General features: G+C 63.9%; 20 protein-coding genes and 1 pseudogene. 18 read left to right on the forward strand and 3 right to left on the reverse strand.

Going from position 1 to position 21,146, the window contains the following annotated elements:
- Positions 1 to 26: 26 nt before the first annotated feature.
- Positions 27 to 1,076: an LLM class flavin-dependent oxidoreductase gene (locus tag BDB13_RS31260; protein ID WP_094275833.1), complete on the forward strand. Its 1,050-nt coding sequence runs from the start codon at positions 27 to 29 to the stop codon at positions 1,074 to 1,076.
- Between the two features lie 35 nt (positions 1,077 to 1,111).
- Positions 1,112 to 1,744 carry a TetR/AcrR family transcriptional regulator gene (locus BDB13_RS31265; RefSeq protein ID WP_176459829.1) on the forward strand — a complete coding sequence of 211 codons (633 nt, stop codon included), beginning with the start codon at positions 1,112 to 1,114 and terminating at the stop codon, positions 1,742 to 1,744.
- A gap of 27 nt (positions 1,745 to 1,771) precedes the next feature.
- On the opposite strand, the gene BDB13_RS31270 is transcribed toward BDB13_RS31265, so the two are convergent.
- Entirely contained in the window at positions 1,772 to 2,524 is a 753-nt protein-coding gene (locus tag BDB13_RS31270) for an SDR family oxidoreductase (protein ID WP_094275835.1), read from the reverse strand.
- Between the two features lie 230 nt (positions 2,525 to 2,754).
- On the opposite strand from BDB13_RS31270, the gene BDB13_RS31275 reads away from it, so the two are divergent.
- From BDB13_RS31275 to BDB13_RS31320, 10 genes are all read left to right on the forward strand, one after another.
- Entirely contained in the window at positions 2,755 to 3,993 is a 1,239-nt protein-coding gene (locus BDB13_RS31275; protein WP_094275836.1) for a Rieske 2Fe-2S domain-containing protein, read from the forward strand.
- The gene (locus tag BDB13_RS31280; protein WP_176459830.1) at positions 3,986 to 4,420 is read left to right on the forward strand and encodes a nuclear transport factor 2 family protein; all 435 of its coding nucleotides are present in this window, start codon (positions 3,986 to 3,988) and stop codon (positions 4,418 to 4,420) included. The genes BDB13_RS31275 and BDB13_RS31280 overlap by 8 nt, the downstream gene beginning before the upstream one ends.
- Complete coding sequence (locus tag BDB13_RS31285) at positions 4,417 to 6,081, forward strand: FAD-dependent oxidoreductase (protein WP_094275838.1); 1,665 nt, start codon at positions 4,417 to 4,419, stop codon at positions 6,079 to 6,081. The genes BDB13_RS31280 and BDB13_RS31285 overlap by 4 nt, the downstream gene beginning before the upstream one ends.
- Entirely contained in the window at positions 6,078 to 6,428 is a 351-nt protein-coding gene (fdxA, locus tag BDB13_RS31290; protein WP_094275839.1) for a ferredoxin, read from the forward strand. Before BDB13_RS31285 ends, fdxA begins: the two co-directional genes overlap by 4 nt.
- A gap of 44 nt (positions 6,429 to 6,472) precedes the next feature.
- Complete coding sequence (locus tag BDB13_RS31295) at positions 6,473 to 7,183, forward strand: PIG-L deacetylase family protein (protein WP_094275840.1); 711 nt, start codon at positions 6,473 to 6,475, stop codon at positions 7,181 to 7,183.
- Positions 7,180 to 7,881 carry a 4-carboxy-4-hydroxy-2-oxoadipate aldolase/oxaloacetate decarboxylase gene (locus BDB13_RS31300; protein ID WP_094275841.1) on the forward strand — a complete coding sequence of 234 codons (702 nt, stop codon included), beginning with the start codon at positions 7,180 to 7,182 and terminating at the stop codon, positions 7,879 to 7,881. The genes BDB13_RS31295 and BDB13_RS31300 overlap by 4 nt, the downstream gene beginning before the upstream one ends.
- 37 nt (positions 7,882 to 7,918) lie before the next feature.
- A complete protein-coding gene (locus BDB13_RS31305; protein WP_094275842.1) occupies positions 7,919 to 8,824 on the forward strand; it encodes a fumarylacetoacetate hydrolase family protein in 906 nt (301 codons plus the stop codon).
- Positions 8,825 to 8,875: 51 nt separating this feature from the next.
- Entirely contained in the window at positions 8,876 to 9,769 is an 894-nt protein-coding gene (locus BDB13_RS31310) for a hypothetical protein (RefSeq protein ID WP_176459831.1), read from the forward strand.
- Between the two features lie 35 nt (positions 9,770 to 9,804).
- Positions 9,805 to 10,956: an acyl-CoA dehydrogenase family protein gene (locus tag BDB13_RS31315; protein ID WP_094275959.1), complete on the forward strand. Its 1,152-nt coding sequence runs from the start codon at positions 9,805 to 9,807 to the stop codon at positions 10,954 to 10,956.
- An 80-nt stretch (positions 10,957 to 11,036) separates the two neighbouring features.
- Complete coding sequence (locus BDB13_RS31320) at positions 11,037 to 11,828, forward strand: enoyl-CoA hydratase/isomerase family protein (protein ID WP_176459832.1); 792 nt, start codon at positions 11,037 to 11,039, stop codon at positions 11,826 to 11,828.
- A 173-nt stretch (positions 11,829 to 12,001) separates the two neighbouring features.
- Here BDB13_RS31320 and BDB13_RS33465 read toward each other — a convergent pair whose 3' ends face one another.
- Positions 12,002 to 12,220, reverse strand: a complete 219-nt coding sequence (locus BDB13_RS33465; RefSeq protein ID WP_369597493.1) for a hypothetical protein — start codon at positions 12,218 to 12,220, stop codon at positions 12,002 to 12,004.
- Positions 12,221 to 12,231: 11 nt separating this feature from the next.
- Positions 12,232 to 12,702 carry a hypothetical protein gene (locus BDB13_RS31325; protein ID WP_254923159.1) on the reverse strand — a complete coding sequence of 157 codons (471 nt, stop codon included), beginning with the start codon at positions 12,700 to 12,702 and terminating at the stop codon, positions 12,232 to 12,234.
- Between the two features lie 309 nt (positions 12,703 to 13,011).
- On the opposite strand from BDB13_RS31325, the gene BDB13_RS31330 reads away from it, so the two are divergent.
- The 6 genes and pseudogenes from BDB13_RS31330 to BDB13_RS33895 all read left to right on the forward strand — a co-directional run.
- Positions 13,012 to 14,184: a cytochrome P450 gene (locus tag BDB13_RS31330; protein WP_094275845.1), complete on the forward strand. Its 1,173-nt coding sequence runs from the start codon at positions 13,012 to 13,014 to the stop codon at positions 14,182 to 14,184.
- A gap of 61 nt (positions 14,185 to 14,245) precedes the next feature.
- Positions 14,246 to 15,334, forward strand: coding sequence for a zinc-binding dehydrogenase (locus BDB13_RS31335; protein ID WP_094275960.1), 1,089 nt, complete (start codon positions 14,246 to 14,248; stop codon positions 15,332 to 15,334).
- Positions 15,331 to 16,797, forward strand: coding sequence for an aldehyde dehydrogenase family protein (locus BDB13_RS31340; RefSeq protein WP_094275846.1), 1,467 nt, complete (start codon positions 15,331 to 15,333; stop codon positions 16,795 to 16,797). The genes BDB13_RS31335 and BDB13_RS31340 overlap by 4 nt, the downstream gene beginning before the upstream one ends.
- A gap of 135 nt (positions 16,798 to 16,932) precedes the next feature.
- Positions 16,933 to 17,934, forward strand: coding sequence for a PDR/VanB family oxidoreductase (locus BDB13_RS31345; protein ID WP_094275847.1), 1,002 nt, complete (start codon positions 16,933 to 16,935; stop codon positions 17,932 to 17,934).
- 31 nt (positions 17,935 to 17,965) lie between these two features.
- A complete protein-coding gene (locus BDB13_RS31350) occupies positions 17,966 to 19,756 on the forward strand; it encodes a CoA-transferase (RefSeq protein WP_176459833.1) in 1,791 nt (596 codons plus the stop codon).
- Between the two features lie 753 nt (positions 19,757 to 20,509).
- A pseudogene (locus BDB13_RS33895) lies at positions 20,510 to 20,934 on the forward strand (IS630 family transposase); the annotation flags it as partial.
- Positions 20,935 to 21,146 lie beyond the last annotated feature (212 nt).

The following is a 21,146-nucleotide window of genomic DNA, read 5'->3' on the forward strand; positions in this document are numbered from 1 at the left end:
ATTCGAACAGCGGAGGTAAGAGAGCAATGCGATATGGACTTGGTCTGTACACCGGGCAGGTGCCGTCGGGCGAGGACATCAGCTTTCATGATGAGTACGCCCGGATCATCGAGCAGGCGAAACTCGCCGAAGACGTTGGTCTGGACTCCGTGTGGTTGAGCGAGCATCACGGGGCGGCCGATGGCTACCTGCCGTCGATGCTGCCGATCGCGGCGGCGATCCTTGCCTCGACGAAACGGCTGGTGGTGGGGACCGCAGTCTTGCTGGCTCCATTTCACAACCCCCTCCGACTGGCCGAGGACGTGGCTGTTCTCGACCAGATGTCGGGTGGGAGATTCATTCTGGGTATGGGAACGGGGTGGCGGCGCAGCGAGTTCCGGGCGTTCGGTGCCGAGATGGCCACCCGGGGTAGAGCGCTGGAGGAAACCGTCCAGATCCTCCGAAAGGCCTGGCAGGGCGAGCGCTTCGGATTCGACGGGCGGGTGCACCAGATCGACACCGCTGTCGTCAGGCCGGAGCCGTACACCCCTGGCGGTCCGCCGATCTGGCTCGGGGGCACGGGGCCGCGGGCGCTGGCGCGTGCCGGGCGCCTGGGCGACGGTTACTTCGGGGTTTCTGCTCCGTTCGACTCGGCCATGTCGAGTTTCTCCAAGGTGCTCGATTCGGCGCCGAACGAGCGGCGGACGTCCTTCTCCTTCGGACAGCTGCGATCGGGTTTCATTGCCGACGATCCGGAGCTGGGCTGGAAGCTCGCAGGGCGAGGGATGACCTACACGATGGACGTGCACGCTCGGTGGGCGGCCGAGGAAGCGGGCAACCCCGTCGAGCCTGACGCCAACCTCTCATCGGAGGAGGCCGTGCGGCAGTACAACCTCATCGGAACACCGGACGAGGTGACGGCTGCCCTGAGTTCCTATGAGCAGAGATTTGCCGGCCGAGCTGACTCGCACCTCTGTTTCCGGCTCTACCATCCCTTTATGCCGCACGATGCGGTGCTCGACGCCATCCAGACGTTCGGTAGGGTAATAGTTCCCGCTTTGCGTGGCCCAGTGGGCGGCAGCGCGCCGCTGGGTTGATCGTGGGGCTACGCCTATCCGTCGGAGGGAATCCCGTGCCACCCAAGCGCTCTGCCGAACGGCATGCCAACGTTCTCGACGCGGCCATCGAACTGATCCGTCGGAAGGGCATCGACGGAACGAGTCTGCAGGACATTGCCGACGCGGTAGGAATAAAAAAGGGCAGCCTCAGTACATACTTCTCCTCCAAGGATGAGCTGGTCGAGCTGATCCAGGCGCGGTTCACTGACGTGGCGGAGCAGGAGTTGGCCAAGATCGCGGAGCGTAGCGACCTTACGGCGGACGAGCGGTTCCGGGAGCTTCTCTATTTTCATGCCGAGCATTGCGCCCTGCGCGTGTCGTCCCCCGTGCTCGTAGGCTTCATGCAACTGTGGACATCGCCGTCCTCGCCTAATGATCCTCACCAGCCGGCAATTGTCCGCCAGTACCAGCGAACCTTCGAAGATGCCGTTGCTCAATGCTCACACAAGCGCATCTTCCGAAAGGTCGATCCGGAGCTCGTCGTGAACGGACTCATGGGCAGCATGAGTTGGTGCGCGTTCTGGTACAACGAGGAAGAGCACGGGCCGCTGCGGCCGCTGGTGGACAAGATTATCGATATGGCCTTCGACGGACTACGCACTCGGCCAAGGGGTTCCGGCGGAGCAAAGGGGCGGGCGGCGAACTGACGCCCTCTCCCCCCCGCGTGCTGCAAGTCAGCGCTTTGACAGCCGAGCGCCGGCGTCGAGGCGGATGACCTCTCCATTGAGCATCTCGTTAGTGATGATTGCGCACGCCAGTTCCGCGAACTCTGCCGGCTTGCCCAGGCGCGGCGGGTAGGCAACCGACGAGGTCAGTTGCTGTTGCAGCGCATCCGGCAGATCCGTCGTCAGCGTAGTCTCGAATGCTCCGGGTGCGATTGTGGCGCAGCGGATCCCGTACTTAGCTAGTTCTCTCGCCGCCGGCAATGTCATGCCGATGACACCAGCCTTGGAAGCTGCGTAGGCCAGCTGACCCTGCTGACCCTCGTAAGCAGCAATGCTCGCAGTCGTGACGATTACGCCGCTCTCACCGCCATTGGGCCTCTGATTCATGCTCATTTGCCATGCCGCCGCGCGCAAGACATGGAACGTGCCCAGCAGATTCACATCGATCACGGCTCGGAACCGATCGGGGTCGACCGGCCCATCCTTGCCGATCAGGCGGAATCCGCCGGCAATGCCTGCGCAATGCACGACGATGTCCACTCTGCCGAAGCTGCGGACTGTCGCGTCGAACGCTGAGTCGACATCCGCGGCCGAGCTGATATTCGCGGCGAGTGGAAGCCATGTCGTGCTCGGCGTTCCCGGCGGCGCTGCCAAGTCCACTGCCGCAACACGAGCGCCACGCTGCGACAGCATCTGTGCGGTGGCCTGACCCAAGCCTGCTGCGGCACCCGTGACCACGGCAACTGCTCCGGAAATCTGCATTGCTACCCCTTGTGTGTGAATGGACCCGCCTCCGGCGGGAGTGGTGTGCGAAACGAATAAATCTCGATGTGACATAAGTCTTGATTTCGGTCCCGATGCCACGTTATCCTTCCAATCGACAGGATAACAGTTCAGTCCCCCCTGAGGGTGAAGGTCGCTCTACCTGAAAGAGCTTGACCCCGTGACTGATTGAGCCCGCCGATTGCGGCGTGGACGAGTGGAGGATCCGCATGCTGTCGCATGAAGATAATGAACTTCTGACCCGAGTAGAGGGACCGGCGCCGATGGGCGCGTATCTCCGCGAGTACTGGACGCCCGCCGTGCGCTCGGAGCGGCTGATCGCCGATGGCGCTCCCGTGAAGGTTCGGCTGTTCGGAGAGAACTTCGTGGCTTTCCGGGCCACGGACGGAAACGTGGGCTTTTTGGACGAAGCGTGTCCGCACCGAGGTGCCTCGCTGGCACTTGCAAGGAATGAGGACTGCGCTCTGCGGTGCATCTACCACGGCTGGAAGATCGACGTGTCCGGCACCGTTGTGGAGGTGCCGTCCGAGCCCGCGGAGCGTCTCGAGGACATGGCCCAGAAGATCAGCGTGCGGTACTTCCCATCCAGGGAAGCCGGCGGGGTGGTCTGGGTGTATCTGGGCTTGCATGACGAACCACCGCCCTTCCCCCGGTTTCCGTTCGCTGACGTCCCGGCCGCTCATGTCCGATCGTTGGCGGCCGAAACTCACTGCAACTGGCTGCAGGCGGTGGAGGGAACGCTGGACTCCTCGCACGTGTCGATCCTCCACCAGTCGTGGTTGGGCCAGAGCAGCGGAAGTCTGGGTGAGACGGCGGAAGACTCTGCGCCGCGTTACGAATCGGATGAAACCGGATACGGCATTCGTTTCGCTGCGATCAGGCACGCCGATGCGGACCGAATGCACGTGCGGGTAACCGAGTTCGTCATGCCGTGGACGGCCTACATCCCGACCGGCGACGAAGACCGGATCGCGATCATAGGGACACCGATCGATGATGAGCATTCCCGCCAGTGGTTCATTCGGTGGAACGATGACCATCCGCTCACCGAGGACACCGACACGCACTTCTGGTATCACGATCTGACGGTTGCGCCGGATGACTTCGCCGCCCTAACGCGAGGCAAGGACAACTGGGGTCAGGACCGTGCCCTCATGTCTGACGGACACTTCTCGGGCTTCAACAACTTGGTCCTCGAGGATGTCGCGATCCAGGAGAGCCAGGGTTCGATCGTTGACCGATCTCGGGAGAAGTTGGGCACCAGCGACATTGCGGTGGTCAAAACACGCCGCCTGTTGCTGAATTCCGTTCGCTCCCACACACAGGACGGCGAGGTCTTCGGCCAAGACGATCCCCTCGCCAGGCCCGGATCCGCTGGCGTCGCGATGACCCTCGAGCAGACCGATGACTGGCGCGGTGCCGCGTCCACCGAGGCCCGATATGTCTAGCTCGGCTGGTATCGCGTTCAAGGACTGGCAAGCCATCCGCGAGCTGACCGCGACCTACAACCGGTGCTTCGACCAGTCCGATGCCGTCGGCTGGGCCGGCACCTTCCTGGAGTCGGGCCGGTTGGAGATCGTCGGGCAGGGCGTGACCTTCACCGGCCGTGAACAGCTTTCAGATTTCTGCCGGTCCAGAGGTTGGGGCATCCTGCACATGACGCTCGATCCAGCGGTGACCGTGAACGGCGATTGCGCGGAGCAACGGTGCAACCTGCTGATGTTCCGCAGGTATGAGAGCCATGAACGGCCGACGCTCCTGGCCACGGGGCGCTATTCGGACCGCCTGGTGCGGACTGAGGAAGGCTGGCTCTTCGAGGCCCGCGAGGTTCAGTTGGACGCGTCCATTGGAGACACTGCGGAGGCTTCAACATGAGCACTGACGCGTGCAGCGCCATTGGCGCGATCGGCGACCTATCCGAAACGGTGGTTGACGTTGCGGTGTTCGGTTCCGGCGCTGCAGGTCTCGCAGCCGCAGTCACGGCGGCCGAAGCCGGCTGCACGGTAGTTCTCTTCGAGAAGGCCGGGGCCGTCGGAGGCACCACCGCGAAATCCGGCGGCGTGTATTGGATTCCCAACAACCACCTCATGCGCGAGCACGGAGTCGAAGACCCGCGGGAAGGGGCCGTCGGCTACATGGCACGGGTGAGCGCCCCCGACCGTTACTCCGCCGAAGACGCCCTGCTGGGACTGACAGCCTGGGAGCACGACCACATCGTCGCCTACTACGACCTCGCCGCCGAGGCCGTCGAGTTCCTGGACACCACTGGTGCGCTCCGCTCGACCATCGAAACGGCACTGCGGTTCCCCGACTATCACATGAACCTGCCCGAACAAGGCGGCGTGTACGGCCGTGCCTTGTGCCCCGCGGATGAGCAGAATCGCCCGGCCAGCGGCGGCGATCTCATTGCTCAGCTGGCCGCTGCCGCTAGGCGCCTCGGTGTCCAGATCGTGACCGGACACGCGTTCACCGATCTGATACTCGAGGACGGTCAGGTTGTTGGTGCGGTCGTCCGCGATCTGGACAGCGCACGGGACGTGCGGGCCCGGGCGAGGCTCGGCGTAGTTCTCGCCGTCGGTGGCTTCACGCATGACGCGGAGCGTCGATCGCGGCACCTGCCCGCACGGGTCTGGGGCGGCTGCGCTGCCGGTGAGAACACAGGCGACGCGCTACCTGCCCTGGAGGCACTTGACATCCCGCTCCACAACATGGACTGCGCCTGGTGGGACGAGGTCGCCATCGAACAAACCCTTGGGGGCACAACTGAAACACGCGCAGGGATGTGGGTTGCCCCAGGTGATTCATCGCTAATCGTGGATCTTGCCGGGCGCCGCGTCGTCAACGAGAAGCTGTTTTACAGCGACCGGGCAAAGATCCACATCGGACCGGGTGCACCAGATCTACTGGTGCTGCTCTTCGACGAGCGGACGCAGCAACTGTTCTCGATGGAGCAGTTCGCCTACCCGCTTGTGCTGCCCGGCGAGTCCGCGACGCATCTCGTGTCGGGCGACAGCTGGGAGGGATTGTCGGCGAACCTCGTCGATCGACTGCTGTCGCTGCAACCGGCCACCGGCGGTGCCCGGTTGAGCAGAGATTTCACGGCAAATCTGGCCGTCACCATCGACCGGTTCAATGACCTGGCAGCAATGGGAATCGACACCGACCATGGACGTGGTGCCGAACCGATCGAGGTGTTCTTCACCGGTCAGCCGCGCGCAGGGGGCGGCCCGAACCCGGTGATGGCGCCGCTCAGCGCGGAAGGGCCTTTCTTTGCGGTGCTGATAGGGCTCGGGACGCTCGATACCAAGGGCGGCCCGCGCACTACAAGCGCCGGCCAAGTGCTTGGCCTGGACGGCGTCCCGGTGGACGGTCTCTACGCCGTGGGCAACTGCGCCGCATCGCCGTCCAACGATGGCTATTGGGCAGCAGGCGCGACTATCGGTCCGGCACTGGCGTTCGGCTACGGTGCCGGCCGGCACCTTGCGGCTCGACTCGCCACCGGCGCGAACTCACAAGGCCAAGGAGTTACGCAGTGACCTTCATCATCGGAGCGCCGTGCGTGGACATCATGGACCGCTCCTGCCTGCAGGAATGTCCTGTCGACTGCATTTACGAAGGCGGCCGCAAGCTGTACATCAACGCAAATGAATGCATCGATTGCGGGGCGTGCGAGCCGGCCTGCCCGGTCGAGGCAATTGCCTCAGACCGGGACGAGGACGAGGACTTCGAACCGTTCATCGTGGACTCCGTCGAGTTCTTCCAATCCGTACTGCCAGGACGCGATAAACCAATCGGTTCGCCGGGCGGCGCAAAAAGTATCGGCCCCGTGCCCGCGGATGGCAGTTACGTGCGCGCGATGCCCAATACCGGTTCCAACCCGTAACTGCGACACCAAATCGCAACCGACCACAAGAAAAGAGATACACGATGACCAAAGTGACAGTCGTCAGCGCGCACGGCATGGACTGGGTGTGGCGCACCGGCGGGACAATTCTCAACTACGTCAAGGCGGGCGCCGACGTGACCGTCGTCTGCCTGTCGATGGGGGAGCGAGGCGAGTCTGCCTCGGCGTGGGCTGAGGCAGACCAGACGGCAGATCGCGTGCGAGAGATTCGACTGGGGGAGGCACAGATGGCTGCCGCTGTTGCCGGGGTCGAGCTGCGGACCTATGACTGGGGTGACTACCCGATGGTCATCAATGATGACCGTCGGCTCGAGATGGTTCGGCTGCTGCGAGAGCTGCGACCGGACATCGTGCTCACCCACGGCCGCACGGACCCCAACAACCCGGATCATGTGGCCACCGCGCGACTCGTGGAGGACGCAGCAATCTGGGCTCGCGCGCACGGGCGACTTCCGGAAGCGAAGCGATTCGTCGCGCGCCAGATCCACGGCTACGAACCGGAGTTCCCCGAGTTTTGCGATTTCAAGCCGGATACGTACATCGATATCAGCGACGTCGCCGACCAGAAGCTCGAGATGATGCAGTGTTCGCAGGTCCAGCAGTTCATGATCGAGGTCTACGACCAGCGGGCCCGCTACCGGGCAATCATGGCCGGGCTCTTGTTGGACCGAAAGGTCACTCACGCAGAGGCGTTCGAGAGCTTCCTGCCCGCAGCCGGGGATCTGTTCCGATGACCAACCATCTCATCAGCCCGTCCATTGTCGACTACGTCGACCGTCGCGCAGGATCTCTCGCGGCAGCGTTCGCCGAGCTCGGCGTCGCGACCGTACACGAGTCGCAAGGTCGTAGCGGACTCATGGACCACTCGATCAAGCCACTCGTCGAGGGTTCCCGCGCCGCCGGCCCGGCCGTCACCTGTCTGAACCAGCCCGGAGATAATCTGATGCTGCTGGCCGCCTTGGACCTGTGTCAGGAGGGTGACGTTCTGGTCGTCGCCAACCTGGCGCCGTCGACGTCCGGAATGGTGGGCGAGATCATCACCAGCATCCTCATCGCGCGCGGTGCCGCAGGTCTCGTCGTGGACGCAGGCGTGCGGGATGTCCGCGAGTTGCGCCGGCTCTCTCTACCGGTCTGGGCGAAAACGGTCTCTGCGTCAGGAACCACCAAGGGCGGCCCTGGCTGGGTGAATACTCCGGTCGTCGCAGGCGGCACCACGGTGCGGCCAGGTGATGTCGTCGTCGCTGATGACGACGGAGTGGTCGTCGTTCCCCTCGCGTCGGCCGAAGAGGTCCTGGGGCGAGCCCGGGCCAGGGTCGAACGTGAGGCCGCGCTGCTGAAGGACATTGCCGCCGGCGGGTGGCAGGGGCTCTCTCCCGAATTGCGTGAGCAGCTACGCAAACTCGGCGTCCATCGAGTGCCCTCGCCGCACTAGACCGTCCCATTCGACATCCCGACCGAGAGGCATAATCATGCGTCTGTGTTCCTTCCTGTCCGACGGACTGACACACGTCGGCGTAGTCGATGCTGACGATTCAGTCATCGACATCACCCGACTGTCCGGATCGCATACCGATGATCTGCCCCTGACCATGTCGGGATGGGTCGAACTCGGCATCAATGGGATCGAGCGTCTCAGACAAATCTGTGAACAAAACGGATCGGACCACGTCGTCGGGAAGGTCGGCGATCTCGAGCTCGTCGCGCCCATGGGCCGCCTTCCCCGAAATGTCATCTGCGTCGGCGTCAACTATCGCGAGCACATCGAGGAGTCGGAGCGAGCTGTGGGTGAGATCGAGGTGCCCGATGTGCCGGTGTATTTCACCAAGGACGTGCGCAGCATCTGCGGGCCCTTCGACGATATTGCGTCCGACGACCGAATCAGCACACAACTGGACTGGGAAGTCGAGTTGGCAGTGATCATCGGGCGGGGTGGTCGCGGTATCCGGTCTGTGGACGCCCTCGAGCACGTTTTCGGATATGCGGTGCTCAACGACGTCAGTGCCAGGGATGTGCAGCTCTCCAGAAACCAATGGTGGAAGGGCAAGAGCATCGAAGGTTCGTCACCGCTTGGACCGTTCGTCGTCACTCGCGACGAGATCCCGGATCCTCAGGATCTTGAGCTGAGGTGCTGGGTCGACGGCGTCGAGAAGCAACGGTCCCGAACCAACCTGATGATTCACGACGTCGCCGCGTTGATTTCGGATCTGAGCCGAACCTTGACGTTGGAGCCCGGGGATGTCATCAGCACCGGAACGCCGGCCGGCGTCGGGTTGGCCAGGACTCCCCAAGAGTGGCTGCGCCCCGGATCCGTGTTGGAGAGCGAGATCACGGGTCTCGGCCGACAGCGAAACCGCATCATCGAACTTGGAGAATGAAGGCAAATGGCAAATCTTGTAGGTGTTTTCGGGACCTCACACAGCCCCGCGTTGATCGCACCAGTCTCTGACTGGCCGGCGCTCGAGCCGCGCATCCCGCGTCCATCCCTCGCGCATCTGCGCGGACACGTGCGCGACTCCTGGGACGAGCACCAGACACGCTTCGACAGTGCGATGACGCGATTGCGTGCCTCCATTCTGGCGGTCGAGCCGGATGTGCTCCTGATCGTCGGCAGCGACCAGGGCGAAAACTTTGGGCCGCGGTCCGCCCCGGTGTTCGAGATGTTCTTGGCGGACCATCTCGATGCCAGCGCCGCCAACCGGCGGGACGAGGGACCCGACCTATTCCGGGTCTCCATGCCGATTGCCCGCGACCTCGGCCTCGGAATCCTGAACCATCTGTGCGACAACGGGTTCGATGTCGCTCACACATCGGAGACCTCGGACGACTACGGTGTCGGCCATGCGATCACGTGGCCGCTGAGGTTCCTCGATCTCATGGACTCCGAGCTTGCGCTGCTGCCGGTCGTGACCAATGTGTGGAATCTGCCGAATGTGCCAGGGGTGCGCCGGTGCGTGGCGTTCGGCCAAGAACTGCGCGAGGCGATCAACGCGGTCCCCTCTCAAGCGAGGGTCGCGGTGCTGGCGTCGGGGGGCCTGAGTCATCTCGTGCTGGATGAGGAGTTGGACTCGCGGGTGCTGGCTGCCTTGCAATCGCGCGACCTCGAGTCATGGCACGCAATCGGGGATGACGAACTACGTCTCGCCCACGAGAAGCATGGTCTTCCGCTGCGTCTCAACGGGACGGCGGAGATCACCGACTGGATCATCGCCGACGCCTGCGCACAGGTCCCGGCGGAGATCATCGACTACGTGCCGGCGTATCGCACCGAATCCGGCTACGGGGTCGGCATGTGCTTCGCCCAATGGGGCCTTCCGGCCTGATCTGCAAAACCCTTCAACGAACCTGGAGAGAACTCATGTATGCCGCCCTACCCGACGATCACGTCGAGCTACAGCGATCCGTCAGGCGATTCGCGCAGACGGTGGTCAAGCCGCGCGCTATGGAGATCGACCGCCAGAACGAGTATCCGGACGACATCTTCAAGGCTCTCCTCGCAGCGGACCTGCTCGGCCTGGCGACACCCACCGAATACGGTGGTTCCGGTGCCGGGACATTGGGCCTCACGATTGCCATCGAGGAGGTCGCGAAATACTCCAACACCGTCGCGCTGATGCTCCTGCTGACCCGCCTGCCGGCCCTGCCTATTCTTATCGGGGGTTCAGAGGAGCAGAAGACAAGCTACGTTGCCGACATGGCTTCCGGCGCCAGGCGCGCGTCCTTCGGCCTGTCCGAACCGCAGGCCGGATCGGACCTGAAGGGCATGCGGACCCGCGCCGTCCGCGACGGCACGGACTGGGTAATCACCGGCGCAAAATGCTGGATGTCCGGGCTCGAGCAGGCGGATTTCTACACCATCTTCGCGCGCACCGGGAAGGACGGGTTCAGCTGCTTCATCGTCGACCGCAACCTCTCCGGTGTTTCCGTGGCCCGCGTCGATGACAAGCTGGGCGTCCGCGGCGTCAACACCGGAGAACTCCTCCTTGACGGCGTCCGCGTACCAGCCGTCGCACTCGTAGGAGAAGCCGACCAGGCGTTCAAACTGGCCATGCTGTCACTGAATTCGATGCGGCCCATCGTCGCAGCGCGTGGACTGGGGCTCGCCGAGGGCGCTCTGATGTACGCAGTCGACTACATGCACACACGTCAGGCGTTCGGTGCACCGCTGACCAGTCAACAGGGACTCGGGTGGATGGTTGCCGAGCACGCCGCCGAGATCGAGGCAGCTCGACTGTTGACTTACCGCGCGGCCAGCATGGTTGACGAAGGCACCTTCGACAAGGCCGCGGTTCCCCTGTTGTCGATGGCCAAGCTGGTGGCAACGGAGACCGCAGTCAAGGTCTCCGGCACTGCAGTACAGCTCCTAGGCGCCGCCGGATACATGAAGGACCACCCGGTGGAGATGTACTACCGCGACGCGAAACAGCTGACCATCGTCGAGGGAACGAGTCAGATCCAGAAGAATCTGCTCGCCCAGGCGGTTTTCGACCGAAAGCTGTGGTGGAACTAACGCCCGTGCCCGCAAACCCGTCCACGGCGATGCCCACGACTCGGGCTCGCCGAACACCCGAATCAGAAGAGGAATCACGTATGTCACTGAATGGATATCACGGATCCGAGGAGGACATCCTCCTTTCGATCGAGGACCGGATCGCCTGGATCACGTTCAACCGGCCGGAGACGTTGAACGCGTTCGGCCCCGCCCAATTTCATCGTCTCGCCGACCTGCTCGACGGCGTTTCGGTCAACCCAGACGTTGGTGTCGTCGTACTGACTGGCAACGGCCGGGCGTTCTCGGCCGGTGGTGACGTGCGGGAGTTCACGAAGAAGGGGCTGGTCGACACGGGGGTGTACGCCCTTCGGGCGATGACCTCGATTCGCTCTTGTCGAAAGCCCGTCATCGCGATGGTCAACGGGATCGCCGTGGGCGGCGGCAATGAGCTGGTCATCGCCGCAGACCTTGCCATCGCTGCCCGCAGCGCCCGCCTTGGACAGGCCGGCACGATGATTGGGGCTTGCCCCGTCCTCGGTGGAACCAATGTGCTTCCGTTGCAGATCGGCGAGAAGAGGGCAAAGCAGATCGTCTTCTTCAGCGAGAAGGTTTCAGCTCAGCAGGCGTTCGAGTGGGGATGGGTCAATGAGGTCGTCGACGACGTTGATCTGAAATCGACCACACGCGAATGGGCCCAGCGGCTGCTCGCGCTGCACCCCCAGGCGCTCCAGATCGCCAAGGCCGGAAGCAATGTCTGGTGGAACCACTCCTACGACACGATGGTCAACGGCCTCGACATGATCGCTATGGGCGTGCCCGCCGAATCCGTCGACGAGGGACGCGACGCGTTCATGGAAAAGCGTCCGGCAGACTATTCGCGCTGGCGCTGACATTGCGGTGGTTCCTCTATCAGCCGTGGGCATCGGCGGACCTTTCATCATTGCCGCCGTGTACCGCGCGTTCGATTTCCATCTCGTCAACGCTCAGGCTGCTTCGGCGCGCGGCCTGTTGAAGATCGTGCCGAGTTCAGCGGCAGAGGCGGGACGATCACCGGGGATTCCCGTCATGGCCCGTTCGATGGCGGCGTGCCGGTCACTGCGCAGAAGAGCGTGGCGGCGAGGTTGGAGACGTCCGACGCCGGCGTAGGTGTTTGGTCCTTGACCCCCTCGGGGGCGGTGAACGCCGGTGATCCGGTGACAGTGCCCGTGGTTGTCTCGAAACCGCCGACGATGCGGGCGATGCCGAAATCGGACAGCAGCTCGTCGTAGTCGGTGAGCAGGATGTTTGCCGGCTTTACATCGCGTTAGAGGGTGCCGATCCGATGCGCGGTCTCGAGCGCGTCGGCCACATTGACCCCGAGGCGGAGCGCTTCGCCCCACTCGAGCGGGCCGCACAGGCGGTCCGCGCCTCCAGCGAGCCATGGGGTGATACTCCGTCATGATGTCGGGCCGACCGTAGGGGTGGCGCCGACCCGGAGGACGTGACGAGGTTTGGGTGCCCGGACAGTCCCGCCGTTGCGCCGTTGCGCCATTGCGCCGTTGCGCGCTGTTCGCGGAGAAATCGTTTGAGGTTCTCGGGTCCGGATCGTGAGGTGAGGATCTTGACGGCGACGGTGTGATCGAGGGAACGATGCCGGCAGCGGTAGATGACGCTGAAGCCGCCACGTCCGATCTCGTGGGCTTCCTCGAACCCAGCCGTGCCCAGTTCTGACGCGATACTCAGGGTCAGGTCACGCTGTGTCAGCGGTGGATAGATTTCGGCCATCGGCAGCCTAAATGCTGCGGCGTGGTGTCCGCGCCCACGAAGTGCCCCTGAGGTGCACTCCCTCTGGCGGTAGCACGGGCCGCAGACGTAGCAGGCCGCCGAAGATCGGCGCCTGGATGCGGCAACGGCGTGGTCTGGGTCACTCACCGTACCCAGCGCGCATCCCTGGGGCGCGTTCGGTGGCGGCACCCTAAGCCCCACCAGATTGACCATTGACCTTCCGATCGGAAGGTCTTAGTCTCGGATTTATCGCCCAATCCAGGGCAAAACAATCACCGGCTTCCGGGCCCATCCCATTCTGGGGGAGCAGTGGACATCAGCAAAAGCAACTACGACCACCGTTACGTCGCCACTCTTGATGATCCGGAGGAGTTTCACAGCGAAATGCGGGCCAAGTGTCCCGTTCAGCACAGCGAGAACTATGGCGGCTTCTGGGCGCTGAGCCGGTATGAGGAGGTCGAAGCGGCCACGCGCGACACGGCGCGATTCTCGTCCCTGCCGACCATCACCCTCCCGTCGGTCGGGGCGCCGAGACCGTTCATTCCCATGGAGTCCGACCCGCCCGAGCATGGCAAGTACCGGTCTCTTCTCAACGTCGCATTCAGTGCGCGCCGGATCGCGGAACTTGAGGACGAGGTACGCAAGCACGCTATCGAGTTGATCGAAGGCTTTGCGTCCGCCGGCGAAGCGGATCTGGCGAGAGACCTCGTCTTCCCGCTGACATCGCGGGTCATCACTTGGCTCCTCGGTATCCCCGACGAGGACGTATCCCGTTTCAGTGCCTGGTCATTGGGTTTGGTCTCGGTCGCGACGCCGGAGGAGGGGGTGGCGTTGCAGATGGAGATCCGCGACTACTACCTCCAGCTGATTGCTGCCCGCCGGGTCAACCCGACCGATGACCTTGCCAGTCATCTGCTCGCATCGATGATCGATGACCGTCCGGTCACCGAGGAGGAGGCGCTCGATATCTATCTCTCGCTGACCGGGGCCGGCGGCGAGACGACTGCCGCGGCCGGCAATCACATCTTTACCCTGATTGACCGTCACCCCGAGATCCGATCGCAACTACAGGCCAAACGCGAGCTGATGCCCTCGGCGATCGAGGAGTTTTTGCGATACGTCACACCGGTTCCCGGCTTCGGTCGAACGACCACCGCGGGGGTTGAGGTAGCAGGCACCGTGATCCCTGAGGGTGAGCGAGTCTGGTTGTCGTGGCTCTCAGCGAACCATGACGACGCCGCATTCGACGATCCCTCCATGATCATGCTGGACCGAAAGCCGAACCGGCACCTGGCATTCGGTGCAGGAGTCCACCGTTGCCCAGGGGCTCCCTTGGCCCGGCTCGAGCTGCGCATCATGCTCGAAGAGATTCTGGACCGGATCCCGGACTACCGATTGGTAGATCCAGCCGCGGTGCGAATCTCCGAGGGGCAGACGCGAGTCATTCGTTCGGTACCGATCGTTTTCACACCGCAGGCATGACCAGTCACAGTCCGATTCGGGCGGGTAGCCCGGAACTCGTTCCTACACGCAGGAGATGTCCATGAGAGCCGCAGTCAGCCGAGGTATCGGCCAGATCAGCATCGAAGAATTGCCCGACCCGAGACCACAGGCCGGCGAGGTGAGGGTTCGCCTTGTGAGCTCCGGTATCTGCCACACCGATGTCTCAGTGTTGGCCGGGCACCTGCCCTCGCCACGACCGATCGTCCTGGGGCACGAAGGCGCCGGAGTGGTCGACGACATCGGCGCAGGTGTGGAGCAACTCGCGGTGGGTGATCACGTGATCTGCTCGATCATCACCTCATGCCATGCGTGCTTCCAGTGCCTTCGCGGTGAGTATGCGCTGTGCGAACGCGCCGTTGGCTTTTCGGGCACGATGCTTGACGGCACCACCAGACTCCAATCCGGGGAAGAGGACGTGCACACCCTCTTCTGCCAGGGGTCCTTCGCCGAGTATGCGGTCGTGCCGGCATCGGCGGCGGTGAAGATTCGACGGGATGCGCCGCTCGAGAAGCTGGCCGGTCTGGGATGCGCATGGTCGACGGGTCTGGGAGCTGCGATCGTCCGCGCGGAGGTCAGGCCGGGGAGCAGCGTGGTGGTCATCGGCGCTGGCGGTGTCGGACTCGCCGCGATGATGGGTGCTCGGGCGATGGGGGCCACGACCGTCATCGCGGTCGACATCGCCGAACGCAAGCTCGAACGGGCCAGAGATCTGGGCCTGGCATCGCACACCATCTCGGTGTCCGGAGCGGAGGCCGTGGACGCGATCCGTGACCTCACCGACGGCAGGGGTGCCGACTATGGGTTCGACGCGGTGGGCGCCCTAGGCACGTTGGAGACCTCGCTGCAGGCCATCCGTCCTGGCGGACTGGCGGTGGCCATCGGCGTGATGGACGCATCGGTTACGGCCACGTTCGACCTGTTCGGGTTCCTGATGCAGAAGCGGTTGACCGGTACCTACGCGGGATCGATTCTCCCGCAACGGGACATTCCCGCCTTTGTCGATCTCTACATGGATGGTCGGCTTCCGTTGGATTCGGTCATCGACGCCACCTATTCACTGGACCAAGTCCCCAAAGCCCTCGACCAGCTCGCCGCGAACGAAATCACCAAGGGCGTGGTGCTGCTATGAGCGCACTGGATATGCAGATGTACGTCGACGGCCAGTGGCACAACGGTGTGGACGGCGGGCGGATTCAAGTGGTCAACCCGGCCCGGACCACAGAGATCGTCGGGTCGATACCCGACGGCGCGCCAGGCGACGTCGATCTGGCGGTCGCCGCCGCGAAGAGGGCGCAGTACGACTGGTCGCGTCTTTCCCTTGCCGAGCGTGCGGCATTGGTCGCCGATGCCGGCGCACGACTGGCGGCAATAGACCCTTCGGGTCCGGAGGCGTTGACCCGCGAGATGGGCAAGATCCTCGCGGAATCGGTGATGGACTTTCAGTCCTCACCATGGGTGTGGTCGCACTACCTCAATGATCTCGATGCACTGGACAAGGTCCTTACCGACCGCCAGCACGACGATACCGGCCGGCTCGAGGTCCATCGCCGGCCGGTTGGTGTCGTCGGTGCCATCGTCCCCTGGAACTGGCCGATCGCACTGCTCGGCGTCAAGCTCGGCCCCGCACTGCTCGCGGGTAACACCATCGTCGCCGTCCCTTCCCCGTTCGCGTCACTGGGTGTGCTCAAGGCCATCGAGGCGATCGGTGCGGCGTTGCCTGCTGGTGTGGTGAATGTCGTCACCGGTACGGGTGAGCGGGTTGGTGCCGCCCTGAGCGCGCATCCCGACGTCGGAATGATTGCCTTCACGGGCGGGATGGAGGCCGGACGTGCGGTCGCACAAGCGCTCGGATCACGTTTGAAGAGAGGCGTGTTCGAGCTGGGCGGCAACGACCCCGCGGTCCTGCTCGACGATGTCAATGTCGACGATGATCTCATCCGCAAATTGGCGGCCGCGTTCACCGTGACCTCAGGTCAGGTCTGCTTCGCGGTCAAGCGACTGTATGTACACGAAACCCTGCTCGAGGAAATTACCGCCAAGCTCGGTGATGCCCTGCAGGACATGGTCGTCGGCGACGGGCTCGACCCAGACGTCACGATGGGTCCATTGGCCAACGAACGACAGTTCAAGAGATTCACCGCAATTCTCGCCGAGGCCGAAGCATCGGGCGCGAAGGTGAGTTCGTTCGGCCGCGTCAGGGATAAGGCCTCGTGGGACGGCGGATACTTTCACCTTCCCGCGTTGGTTACGCAGGTCCGGTCAGAGGAACGGATCGTCTGTGACGAGCAGTTCGGACCTGCCCTGCCGATCATCGGTTTCCGCTCGGACAGCGAGGCGATCTCGCTCGTGAACGCGACGCCGTTCGGGCTCACCTCCAGTATCTGGACGCCCGACCTGAGCCGCGCATGGGATTTGGCAGAGCACATCGATGCGGGCGTCACCTTCATCAACAAGCACGGCATGTCCGCCTTCGATCCGGGCGCGCCATTCGGCGGAGTCAAGGACAGCGGCTACGGACGCGAAATGGGGACCGAAGGCCTGCTCGAGTACACCTGGTCTCAGCAGATTAACGATCGCCAGATCTACGGGTAGTGACCGCCCGGAACCGACTCGGGCACACCGCGGCACCAGGGGGCGTCAGCCCTTTGTTGCCGCGGTGTGCCCGCGCGGGACCGCGACGCCGCCTCATGAAATCGAAGACGAACACCTCTGAATGGATGAAATCGCATGACAAACGCTGACCTCGACGCTGATCTACAGCGCGTGTACGAGCTGCTCGTGCAGCAGGTGACGTGGGAGGCGGAGGGTGTCGCCTCGATCCGGCTGGTCGATGCGAGTGGCGCGGAACTTCCGACCTGGACCCCGGGGGCACATCTGGACCTGATCCTCCCGTCAGGGAAGGTTCGGCAGTACTCATTGTGCGGTGCCCCAGAGGACCGCACGTCGTACACAGTGGCGGTGCTGCGGGACCAGCATGGCCGCGGCGGTTCGCGCGAGATCCACGACACGGCCTTGGTCGGTCGGATGTTGTCCGTGCGGGGACCGCGCAACCATTTTCGGCTCGTCGATGCCCCCGCATACCTGTTTCTGGCCGGGGGAATCGGCATCACCCCAATCCTGGCCATGGCCCGCGAGGTCAGTCGCCGAGGCGTGCCGTGGAGACTGACCTATGGCGGCCGCGGCAAGACATCGATGGCCTTTCTCGACGAGCTGGAGCAACTCGGCACGGGAAACATCGAGATCGTCCCGCAGGACGTACAGGGGATGCTCGATCTCGATACCGTCCTCGGCGGTGCACCAAGCGATTCCGCCATCTACTGCTGCGGACCCGAGGGCCTGATCCGGGCGACAGAGGAGCGCGTTGGTGAGCATTTTGCACCGCATGCGCTGCACGTGGAGCGTTTCGGTGCGTCATCCAGCATCTCACGCGGCGGCATCTCGACCCAGACGGAATCCGGCGGCGAGAGCTTCGAAGTCGAGTTGCGCCGCACCGGCGCGGTACTGACCGTGCCATCGGACCGAACTCTCATCGACGTTGTGCGCGAAGCGATCCCGGACTTCCTGTCCGACTGCGAAGAGGGCTTCTGCGGAGCCTGCGAGGCGCGCGTCCTCGAAGGCGAGCCCGAGCATCACGATTTGTTGCTCTCGGACCAGGAGCGCGAGCGCGGAGACCGGATGATGATCTGCGTGGGGCGTTCGAGGTCTCCGCGACTGGTTCTCGACCTCTAGCCGGCACCACCACAACAGATTGGAATCCAGGGTGCAACCCATCACCTTCCCCGACGTCGGTCGGCCACTGCGAGCGGCCGACGGCTTCCGGTACGACGCGACCGCGACCGCGCCTGCCCGCTCACAGGTGCGGTCTCTCGAGCAGCTCGTCGAGCAGGCAGTCCAGTCTGGCGACGCGATCCACTTTCCCTGGCTGTCTACGCGTGCCTACGGTGCCCTTTTCGAGGTGATCCGCCAGGCGCGGTCGGGTCGTCTGTGCGGTCTGACCGTCATCTCGGCGTCCCTGCGCGCCGAGGTCGGCCTCCTCGTCGCGTCGGGGGGAGTGGACAAGCTGGTTACTTCGTTCGCCGCGACAACTTATCCCTCGGTGCGCCCGAACTCGATCCTCGCGCAGGCGGTGAAGGACGGCACTCTTGTCGTCGAGGAGTGGTCCATTCTCGCCTTGATACAGCGGGTGCTCGCTGGCGCGCTCGGCTGGCCCTTTGTTCCAGCCGGGACGATGGACGACACGGACCTGCCCGCGGGGGCCGGCCCCGGTGTCAGGAGCCTGGTGGATCCGTTCGATGGCTCGGAGCGCTCGGTGATGCCTGCCTTGCGCCCGGATGTGTCGCTGATCCACTGTCCTGTCGCGGACTGGGAAGGCAATGGGGTGTTGTTCCCGCCCTTCGCCGAGGACGTGCACACCGTCTATGCCGCCCGGAGGGGAGTCATACTCACGGCCGATCACATCGTGTCGCCAGCCGACCTGCGTCGGTGGGCAGGCAACGTGAGGGTTCCTGCGGCCCGTGTTCTCGGGGTGGCGCATGTGCCCTTGGGTGCACACCCGTCTGCCTCGCCGGTCCCGGTGCGGGTGGAGGGGGCGTCCGGGTATGGGGAGGACTACGAGTTCCTGGCCGAACTGGGGCGCCTTCGAACCGTCGAGGATGCAGAGTCGTTCAGTAGGAAGTGGATCGACGTGTCGACGCGGCAGGGGTATCTCAGCCAGCTGGGCCGGGAGCGAATCGAGCATCTCGTTGCCATGGACCTCGACGAATCCTGGCGCATCGACGAAATCGATACCGAACCCGACTCTGCTGACGTCGGCGAGGTGACGTTGGAGGAGCGCCTCGCCGTTTCGGGTGCCCGAGCCATGGAGAAGGTGGCGCGGGCTTCGGGGACTCGGACCGTCGTTGCCGGTGCGGGGCTGTCGCATCTCGCGGCTGCGCTGGGCAGGACACTTCTCCTCGAGAACCAGCACGTCGTCGACCTCGTCTTCGAAAGCGGTGTCCTCGGCTACGTACCAAGGCCTCACGACGCCACGCTGTCGAACACCCGCAATTTGCCCACCGCGCGCCATCTGAGCAGCACTTTAGAGGTGCTCGGCATGTTGCTCCCGTCGACGCCGGACACGACGATCGCTGTACTCTCGGCCGGGGTCATCGACAGCCAGGGGAATGCCAACAGCAATCGTTCGCCGTCGGGGCACTTTCTCGTGGGCGGCGGGGGCAGTACGGACATTGCTGCGCGGGTGACGACGATTGCCGTCGTGGCGGCTGACCCTCGCAAATTTGTCGAGACGGCCAAGTTCATCAGTTACTGCGGTACGAACCTCGAAGTCATTGCCACCGACATCGGCCACCTCCGAAGGCAGGACGGGGTGTACGTGCTGTCTGCCTGGTTTGCCGATGTTTCGGAGAGCGCCGACGGGGCGCTCGCGCAGATCCGTTCGGCAACCGGGTGGGATGTCCAGCTCGCGCCGGATGTCCATCCGTTGGATGCGCCGAGCGCTACCGAACTCGAGTACCTGAGGGCCATCGATCCGGACGGCAACCTACTCGGCTGACGGCCCAGTTGTCTGGATGTCTGGACCGCGCAGGAAGTGTGAGATGAACCGTGAGGATAGGCACCTGATCCGGTTCGTCATGACGTGGGAACCCTATGATGAGGCGGCTGCCGGCGAACTGTTCGTGACGTTCGGCATGACACCGGACAGGTATCTGCCCCGGCTGCGGCTACCTCGTAGAGTTCGAGCTTGAGCGGTGCCAGCGCTGCAGTCACACCCTCGCCGACCCGGTCAGTGCGAAGGCCTTCAGGTGCAAGCGCACCGGACCACGCACTTGACAGCGTCTGCACGCACCGGCAAGCCCCGATGGCCCGACAGACTCACCACCGCCGCTCGAACTGCGGCGCTGTCGCACCCTGGAGGCACGCGGCCGCATGACCTCTCGGGCCGATCGCACCATCTGTCTCGTTGTGCACTGTGACCCGAAGAGGTCAAGGCTCCATGGTCGCGGTCGCCGCCGGAAGAGTGAAGGGATCGGACCCAACTTGTACGCCCGGCGCAACAACATCACCGCAGAAGCCTTGCGAGAACTAGGAATCCGGTGGCGACCTATCGACGGGCCAGCCCTGATCGACGCTGCGTTCACGATGCCGTTTCCCGCCCGGTTCAAGGACCAGACCGCGGGATCGCCCCGGCCATCCCGCGCCAACTCCCACGGCTCCCAGCGATGCAGCCCCCCGACTGCGACAGAATACCCCGCGCGCTGCAGGACGCACTCTCCCCGCTCGACCACAGGAACAAGGGCAGCAAGGCAATTCACGTCTTCTCGCCGACCATCTCGGGTTCGGGCATGGGACGCTGGCGCGGGTGTGGCGGGAGCATGAGGTCCAGCCGTGGCGATCGGAGACGTTCAAGTCCTCCACTGCCCAGGAACTGGTCGAGAAGGTCACCGACATTGTTGGCCTGTACCTTGAATCCGCCGGAGAAGGCGATTGTGTTGTGCATGGATGAGAAGTCCCAGATCAGGCCCTCGACCGGACAGCTCCCGCGCTGCAGATGCAGATCGGGATTCCCGAGCGACAGACCCAGGACCACGACCTTGTATGCGGCGCTGGGGGTGGCGACGGGCAAGGGGACCGGGATCTGCCGGATCCGGCAGTCACCAGGAGTTTCTGGTGTTTCTGAAACACGTTGCTCGGGCAGATCCCGATCGGGATCTGCATCTGGTGATGGACAACCGGCTGCAGGACATTCGGGTGGTCAGGTCGCGCACACTATGTGCTGAAGTTTGCCGTTAACCCGAATGTCCTCGTGAACCACTGAATCCGTTGACAGGCTCCCGGCCGTCGTATACCTTCCAACCGTAAGGGTAACGTGATCGGGTTCACACTCCTCATACCTCACGTCGACGTATCTCTCGGAGATGACCTCGGGTCACCCTCCCCATCGC

This window comes from Rhodococcus sp. OK302 (genome assembly GCF_002245895.1).
Classification (GTDB): domain Bacteria; phylum Actinomycetota; class Actinomycetes; order Mycobacteriales; family Mycobacteriaceae; genus Rhodococcus_F.